This is a genomic window from Mesorhizobium sp. PL10 (assembly GCF_053714315.1).
The window spans coordinates 1-3,569 of record NZ_JBSKBR010000091.1; the positions used below are offsets into that span (position 1 = coordinate 1).

Annotated in this window: 2 protein-coding genes and 1 pseudogene; 2 read left to right on the forward strand and 1 reads right to left on the reverse strand. The window is 60.5% G+C overall.

Features of this window, described 5'->3' with window-relative positions; genetic code table 11:
- Positions 1-1,167 (reverse strand): annotated as a pseudogene (locus ACWGTO_RS32870) (ISL3 family transposase); the annotation flags it as partial.
- An 808-nt stretch (positions 1,168-1,975) separates the two neighbouring features.
- Here ACWGTO_RS32870 and ACWGTO_RS32875 point away from each other — a divergent pair.
- Positions 1,976-2,641 (forward strand): DsbA family protein, encoded by a 666-nt coding sequence (locus ACWGTO_RS32875; RefSeq protein WP_454578865.1) that lies wholly within the window; start codon positions 1,976-1,978, stop codon positions 2,639-2,641.
- Positions 2,642-2,959: 318 nt separating this feature from the next.
- Entirely contained in the window at positions 2,960-3,568 is a 609-nt protein-coding gene (locus ACWGTO_RS32880) for a plasmid pRiA4b ORF-3 family protein (RefSeq protein ID WP_454578866.1), read from the forward strand.
- The last annotated feature ends 1 nt before the right edge of the window (position 3,569 follow it).

Sequence of the window (3,569 nt, forward strand, 5' to 3'; positions counted from 1 at the left end):
TCGTTGGAATATTGGCTGTCGGATCGTCGGCCCGGCGCCACGCTCCGAGCAGCCGCTCCAGGTTCGAACGGCTGCCGGTGTATCCTCGAAGCTTGACATCATGGAACAGGTGCCGTCCGCACCGATTTCCGTCCTTCCAGCATTGAGCCAAGAACTTCTCGAAGTACCACGGCGATGTTGGGTCGAACGGCCGTCTGCGCCGATCCGGTGGTGTCTCGAACTTAAGCCATTTCGACACGGTACGCCGTTTGTAACCGGTTCGCCGCTCGATCTCGCAATATGTCAGCCCTTCGTCTCGAAGCGCGTGGATGGTCGCGAACACTTCGTCTCGGGATTGTCGATGCGCGATACGCGCATGACGCCGATGCGCTGCAGCATCGACGTTTTCCTTCTCAGACAGAATGGACCTCCCGTTTGAGCGCCCTGACAGGTTCATCTGCTCCTCGACCGCCAAACGAAAGTTAGCACAAGATGGAACCGGTCAGCGACTTGGATCGCCTGTGGAGCGCCCTCGCGAATCGCCTGCGCGTAGAGCCCGCAACGGTCTCGGCTCACGACTCCGATGGAAGGGTTCTTTCGCAACCAGTTTGCGGCGCTTTCGACACTCCGGTCTTCCAGAATGTCGACGACAGACCGACGCTCAAGATCGACAATGATCGTTCCGTAGCGCCACGACTTGCGCCAACTCCAATCATCGAGGCCAATGACCTTGGCCGGTGGCGCTGAACCTGCAGCGCCGCGTTTCAGATGACGCAAGATTGTATCGTCACTCATCGGCATGCCGAAACGACGCATCAACCGCTCGGCGGGTCTTCCGCCAGTCGCATGACCCAAGTGTCTGGCAATCTGAACAGCCCTTGTTGTCCTACGGGCGTGAGGAACCGCTATCGCCCGATCCTCATCAGAGAATGTGTTACGTTTGCAGTGCTGGAATGTGCATCGCCAGCGGCCGACGCGAAGTTCTACGGTCACGGCCTGGCCGTGAGCTGGGTAGTCCATAAGCCGTCTGTGACGCCAACCATGACGCCGGCGAGACTGGTGCCCGCAATCAGGGCAGACGCCGACCTCCGGCATCGAAGCGTATACGTTCCAGCCATCGCTAGCCGTTCGGGCAACACGCTGAACCTTTACGCCCTTGCCTGGAGCCCAGTGCTGCTTCGAATGCATGATGATCCCCGTAAGTTGTGGAACTCACACACTAGTGGCGCCACACACTTTGAGGCAGAGCCCATTTAAGCGCAGCGCGACACTCACCATCGTATGGCGAGTGGCTGGAGGGCCGGATGTGCCGTGGTCCAACGGGGCGGCAACCATCTGAATGTTGGCATGAGCGCATTGTGGCACCCAGACGAGACCTTCTTCGATCTGCATACGCGACAAGGAAGTAGCCAACGCGATGCTGGCGTACATCGCTGAAACGCAAGTCGCCGACGCCATGTCTCCGAGAAGGTGAAGACGCAAAAGCAGATCGTGCGTATCTTGTCCGAAGGCACAACGGGGGCTGGAAGCTAGCCGCCTCGATGGCGGTTCCGGTCCGCGCCCATGGCGATCGTGGCGGCCTTCCGGACCGCTGACCAGTGGGCCGAGGCCGCGCCGCTGTTTGCGCCGCCAACCGCTGAATGAGCGGACAGGGCAGGGCAGCGGGGATTCCGCCGCCGGTCCCGCGGCCTGTCGCCGAGTTGAATGTGCGGTATTCGCCAGCAGCGAGTGCTGGGAATTCGGCAAAGCGCGGCGCAAGAGGCCACCAGGAAACCTGCGCGTTTGCCGGCGCTGCCGCGATTGGCACGGAGCTTGCCGCGACGCTGGCGCAACGTTCGACCGGAGCGCAGCGACGGGAGATGCCCGGGAGGGAGGAGCCCACCTGATCCGGTCAGGAGACCGTAAGTTGATTATGATCTGCAAAACGCAGCGCAGTCCCGCGCTCCGCAAGCCCTCTTTGCTGCCCTGCTGTTCACTGTTAATTGGAGCCTGACCCATGCCTGAACCAAGAGCCGGCCATATCGCTCTTTTAATCTTAGCCCTGCTTCTTACCGGGCTCGCAGTGCAATCTCATCCGCCTGGTATAGGCCACCTTCGCGAAAACCGTCGCCTGCTCGAGGCGGATTGGCGGAAGCTCATTCCGGAGCGGCGCGACGCACTCTTCAACGATCCCTCTGCGCCAACTGCTGGCAACCCGAATGGCGACGTCCCTCTGGTGATGTTTTTGGACTACAACTGTCCGCACTGCCGGGCGGGAGACCCTATCATCCAGCAAGCCCTCAAGAACGATCCCAAGCTGAAGGTTGTCTACAAAGAGTTTCCGGGCAAGGCACCGGGTTCCAAATTCGCCGCAGTGGCGGCGCTCGCGTCCCGCAAACAGGGAAAATATGAGCCGTTTCATCACGCCCTTATGGCTGCTCGGGGCCAGGTCAGCGAATTTTCAATTTTGACTATCGCACGACAGGTGGGCCTCGACGTTGAGAAGCTCAAGCGGGACATGGAAGATCCCGCCATCGAAGACACCCTCAAGCGCAATCGCACGCTCGCTACGGATCTGTACATCACCGGCACGCCGGCCTTGGTTCTCGGCGACGAAGTGATCGAAGGGGTGCCGCAGATTCCCACGCTGGAACGCTTAATCGCCAAAGCGCGGCAAAGCTAAGCGTCGATACCGTGCCGGATCACCACTTCGCCATTTTTTGACACAGTGGTGACGGCCGGTGCAATCCCGTTCTGTGGACATGAGTGCTCTCGCGCCGGGCAAGATATGGCCCGGCAACGCAGTAGCGGGCGCACCACGCCGTTCCATCGGCAGCGTGCAACCCGCATTCAGCGGCGCTTTCCTCAACCTCGTCGAACGGGATCGCACAGCTCGGGCGCGGTACCCAGCCATAGCGCTCGGCTACCTCGCTGGTGTCATGCGGCTTGGGGAGCATGAAAAAGTTGGGGGTGCCGTCCGCCATGGGTTAGCGTGGGCGCCATGTCTGACGATGGCGCATCTGGTGTTTACCGGTTGGAAGTGAGCTTGCGACGAATCTCGCCGATGATCTGGCGCAGGCTGCTGGTCTCGGAAGAAATGACGCTCTTCGGTCTGCACCGAACAATCCAGATCGCCTTCGGCTGGGAGGATTATCATCTGCACGCTTTCAAGCTGCACGGCAGGCATTATGGCACAACGCGGACAGACGAGCGCCACCGTGACGGGGTAGGTAAGGAGGTCACGCTCACGGATCTTCAGCTGCGCGTGCGCCAGCGCATTCGATACGAGTATGATTTCGGCGATCTGTGGGAACACGAGATCCGTGTTGAGGCCAAGCTTGAGCGAGAGGCCGGCAAGGTCTACCCGATCTGCATCGCTGGCGCGCGTGCCGGCCCGCCCGAAGATATTGGTGGCCCAAGAGGCTATGACGTGCTCCTCCACCGGTTCCGCTTCGGCGACATCGATGCGCTGCTTCGTCGAGATGAAGAATATTTCGACGAGGAGCTCGAGGACGATGATCCACTGCGCGCCTTCGAACCCGAGCGCTTCAGCCGGCGCGAGGTGAATGCGGCTCTGAAACGCGAACTTTCAAGGTTCACAAGGGGCTGAC

What these genes read in the sequence shown, in the direction of transcription:
- ACWGTO_RS32875 (WP_454578865.1), top strand. Translation starts at nt 1,976, where the DNA reads ATGCCTGAACCAAGAGCCGGCCATATCGCTCTTTTAATCTTAGCCCTG.
- ACWGTO_RS32880 (WP_454578866.1), top strand. Translation starts at nt 2,960, where the DNA reads ATGTCTGACGATGGCGCATCTGGTGTTTACCGGTTGGAAGTGAGCTTG.